Annotated in this window: 2 protein-coding genes; both read left to right on the forward strand. The window is 45.2% G+C overall.

The window, feature by feature from the left end; all coding sequences use genetic code 11:
• The first annotated feature begins 100 nt into the window (after positions 1-100).
• Positions 101-2,821 (forward strand): amino acid adenylation domain-containing protein, encoded by a 2,721-nt coding sequence (locus tag V7K85_RS00005; protein ID WP_334810616.1) that lies wholly within the window; start codon positions 101-103, stop codon positions 2,819-2,821.
• Positions 2,822-2,943: 122 nt separating this feature from the next.
• The gene (locus V7K85_RS00010; protein ID WP_334810617.1) at positions 2,944-4,119 is read left to right on the forward strand and encodes a condensation domain-containing protein; all 1,176 of its coding nucleotides are present in this window, start codon (positions 2,944-2,946) and stop codon (positions 4,117-4,119) included.
• Positions 4,120-4,194: the final 75 nt, after the last annotated feature.

Below are 4,194 nucleotides of genomic sequence, written 5' to 3' on the forward strand. Positions count from 1 at the left end.
GAGAGTTGCAGATTATTCTGATTCCCGCCCTTAAAACTATTAGTTTTCTAAACCCCTTACCAGACAAGTATTTCAGCTTTTCTTAGTGCCATTCGCTTATATGCTCAATGATTCACGACTGCCAGTTTTACTGACTCAACAAAAATTAGTTGCCTCTTTACCAGAACATCAAGCACGAGTAGTCTGCTTGGATGCTGATTGGAAAGAAATATCTGTGCTGCCAGAACTTCCTCCCATCAGTAATGTGACATCAGAAAACTTAGCTTATGCGATCTATACCTCTGGTTCTACAGGTAAGCCTAAAGGAGTCTTGATTGAACATCAAGCGATCGCGTCTCATTGTCAAAATATTATCGCCCACTATCAACTTACTCCAAGAGATCGTATCTTACAATTTGCCTCGCTCGGATTTGATGTTTCTTTAGAGCAAATTTTACCAACTCTGTCAGTCGGGGCAAGGCTAGTTCTACTTGAAACAAAATCTTTAACTAGCACAGAGTTTCACAAAAAATTACTTCAATTAGGCTTGACAGTAGTTAACCTACCTCCAGCGTACTTGACGCACTGGCTTCAATTTCTAGAGGAAAATTCTTTCTTCACTTCCCTCAAAGACTTAAGGCTAATTATTTGCGGAGGCGAGGCAATGTCCCCAGAAATCTTAAAGCTGTGGCAAAAGAGTCCTCTGACAACGGTACGTCTCTTAAATGCTTATGGGCCAACAGAAACAACTATAACAACCACGACCTTTGAAGTATCTCCAAGGATTTCTCCGAGTAAAGTTCCGATCGGTCGTCCCTTGAAAAACCGCCAAGTCTATATTCTCAGTTCTCAGCGACAACTTGTTCCAATTGGTGTATCTGGGGAACTTTACATTGGTGGTGCTGGAGTAGCCAGAGGTTATCTCAACCGTCCTCAGCTGAATGCCGAAAAGTTCATTCCTAATCTTTTCAGCAATAAGGCAGGAGAACGACTGTACAAAACCGGGGATAGAGCACGCTACTTACCGGAAGGCAACATCGAGTTTATAGGACGCATCGACAATCAGGTAAAGATTCGCGGCTTCCGCATCGAATTGGGCGAGGTCGAAACAGTGCTGAGTCAACATTCTGCCGTGCAGTCAGCTGTCGTAATCGCTCGGGAAGATTTACCCAACCAGAAGCAATTGGTCGCTTATTTAGTTCGGAATCCTCAATACAATGCTTCGCCAGAGCAGATAGCAGAGTGGCAGATCGAACAAATTTCGCAGATGCAAGTAGTTGCCGACGAGACTTACAGACAGACTAGCGAGCATCAAGACCTGAAGTTTAACATCGTCGGATGGAACAGTAGCTACACAGGCTTGCCTATTGCGGAAGAAGAAATGCGCGAGTGGGTAAACCAGACTGTTGAGCGAATTTTATCATGGCGACCGAGCCGCGTCCTAGAGATCGGTTGTGGCACGGGTCTATTGCTATTCCGAATTGCTCCCCACTGTACCCGATATTGGGGCACAGACTTGTCACAAGAGGTAGTGCATTATTTACAACAGCAGTTGCAGTGGGTGGAGCCGAAATTACCGCAAGTGGAGATCGCTCACAAAACAGCGGACAACTTTGGGGCGATCGCATCCGAAACGTTCGACGCGGTGATTTTGAACTCAGTCTGCCAGTATTTTCCCAGCATTGAATATCTCTTAAACGTTTTCAAAGGCGCTGTGAATACAGTCGCACCTGGAGGCTTTATCTTTGTCGGAGATGTGCGTAGCTTGCCATTATTGGAGGCTTACCACACTTCAATTCAACTGCATCAGGCACCTGATTCGCTCTCGCGATCGCAATTGGCTAAGCGCATCAGACAGCGCATGACCCAAGAGGAAGAACTCGTCATTGACCCCGCCTTTTTTACTGCTTTAAAGCAGCATTTCCCGCAGATCGGCCACGTCCAAATTCAACTTAAGCGTGGCGTTCACCATAACGAGCTAACGCGCTTTCGCTATGATGTAATTCTCCACATCGGCACTCTAGTGAGTCCATCTGAGAACATTACGTGGCTGGATTGGCAGGAGCACGAACTCAAATTGCCAGATGTCCGCCAGTTACTCCAGAGCGAACCCGAAACGCTCGGACTCCATCGCGTTCCCAACGCACGTATTCTGGCAGAAGTCAAGACCATAGAATGGCTCTTCAACTCTGATGAACCCGATACATTAGGCGAGTGGCGATCGCAGAAGTTACCAAAGCTTTTAGGGGCTGGGGTAGATCCTGAAGAGCTATGGGCGATCGGCCACGACTTACCTTACGCGATCGACATCAGTTGGACAGATTCCGGTACAGATGGCTGCTACAACGTGGTATTTCGGCATCGCACCAAGATGGGGGCAGAAGCTTTGGACTCTCGGATTTCTTTGACACTGACGCAGCAGTCCAAGCATTGGAGCGAGTATGGCAATAACCCGCTACAGGGAAAGTTAGCGCGGAATTTAATCCCAGATATCCGCAACTTCCTACAGGAAAAGCTACCCGACTACATGGTGCCCGATCGCTTTGCGATCGTAGAAGCTTTGCCCCTAACTGCTAATGGTAAGGTAGACCGTCGCGCCCTAAGGACACTCGACAGTTGGGATAGGGAACTGGAAGATACCTTTGTCGCACCCAGCACCCCGACCGAAACAATTTTAGTTGCGATCTGGACTGAAGTTTTGGGAGTGCAACAAGTGGGTGTGAACGATAACTTTTTTGAATTGGGGGGACACTCGTTACTGGCAACCCAAATTATCTCTCGCATCCGGTCTGCTTTTTCGATTGAATTGCCTATACGTTCTCTATTTGAAGCACCTACATAGCTTCTTTAGCACAGGTAATAGAGACTGCACAAAAAGAAGGGTTACGAGAGCAATCTGAGCGCAGTACGAAGTTTGATACCCTACCACCTCTTGTACCTGTTGCGCGAGACACACCCATACCGTTGTCTTTTACACAACAGGATATATGGATAGCACACCATTTCTATGCTAACAGTTGCGCCTACAACATCCCTATTACTTTACGTTTCACTGGAGCGCTCTCAAAAGAGGTATTGGAGTTTAGCATCAATGAGATTATCCGTCGCCATGAAATTCTGCGTACTACCTTTACTGTCAAAGAAGGTCAACCCGTGCAGATCGTCGCCCCATGCCTGACCTTACCATTAGAAATAGTAGATTTACAACATCGGTCTCTTGAAGAGCGAGAAGCCTTAGTTCGAGAACTTGCTAACCTTGAAGCTCAACACCATTTCGAGCTAGCTTCTGGCCCCTTGATCAAGACAACGTTGCTACAGTTGGCAACTTCGGAGCATTGGTTGTTAATAACAATGCACCATATCATCACAGATGGTTGGTCAATAGGCATCTTCCTCCATGAATTAGAAACGCTTTATAGCACTTTCTTGAATGGCTTATCCTCACCACTACCTGAAGTGGCAGTTCAATATGCGGACTTTACTCTCTGGCAACGAAAGTGGTTAAACGAAGAAGGACTCCAAAAACAATTTTCTTATTGGCAGAAAAAGTTGGCTGATTTTCCAAAAACACTAGATCTCCTGCTCACTAAAAAATCACAACTTAATACTAACAGCAGGCGTGCGTCTTTCTATTCTATAGTCTTGCCTGAGACTCAAGTTGCAGCAATCGAAGCTCTCAGCCGTTCTCAAGGAGTTACCATTTTCACAATCATCCTTACTGTTTTGAAGATACTCTTGTTTAAATGGAGCGGACAAACCGACATTATAGTGGAGGCAACAACTACCAACCGAAGTACGCCAGAAATCGAACAAATGCTGGGTTGTTTTATTCAAGATGTTTATTTGCGATCCAAAGTTGATGGCTCTCTTACAGGACTTACTCTTTTAGAACAGGTCAAACAAACCGTTAGTGAAGCCATTAATAATCAGGAAATTCCTAGAAAAAAACTTAGTGAAGAAATTCTTGGCAAAGTTGAATATCTAAGCACTATGAACGTTATTATGGCTCCACCAGTACGTCGGCATGGTCAGATTCTAGAGTATGAAAATGTAGAGCTTCTACTTGAAGGCGAACTATGGGATGAGGTTACGCCTCTAGCACTTTATATTCCTTCACCTCATGACTGGAGTTTAGACTAAAAGCGATATGAGAGAACGCAAATCAAAAGGAATTAGAGGTTAAAAATATTATCTTGTCAGCCTTAAAGCATCCTG

The sequence above is a fragment of the Nostoc sp. genome (genome assembly GCF_036917615.1).
In the GTDB taxonomy this organism is placed as follows: domain Bacteria; phylum Cyanobacteriota; class Cyanobacteriia; order Cyanobacteriales; family Nostocaceae; genus Nostoc.

Excerpts from the sequence above, each read along its gene's own strand:
- V7K85_RS00005 (WP_334810616.1), top strand. The coding sequence starts at position 101 with ATGCTCAATGATTCACGACTGCCAGTTTTACTGACTCAACAAAAATTA.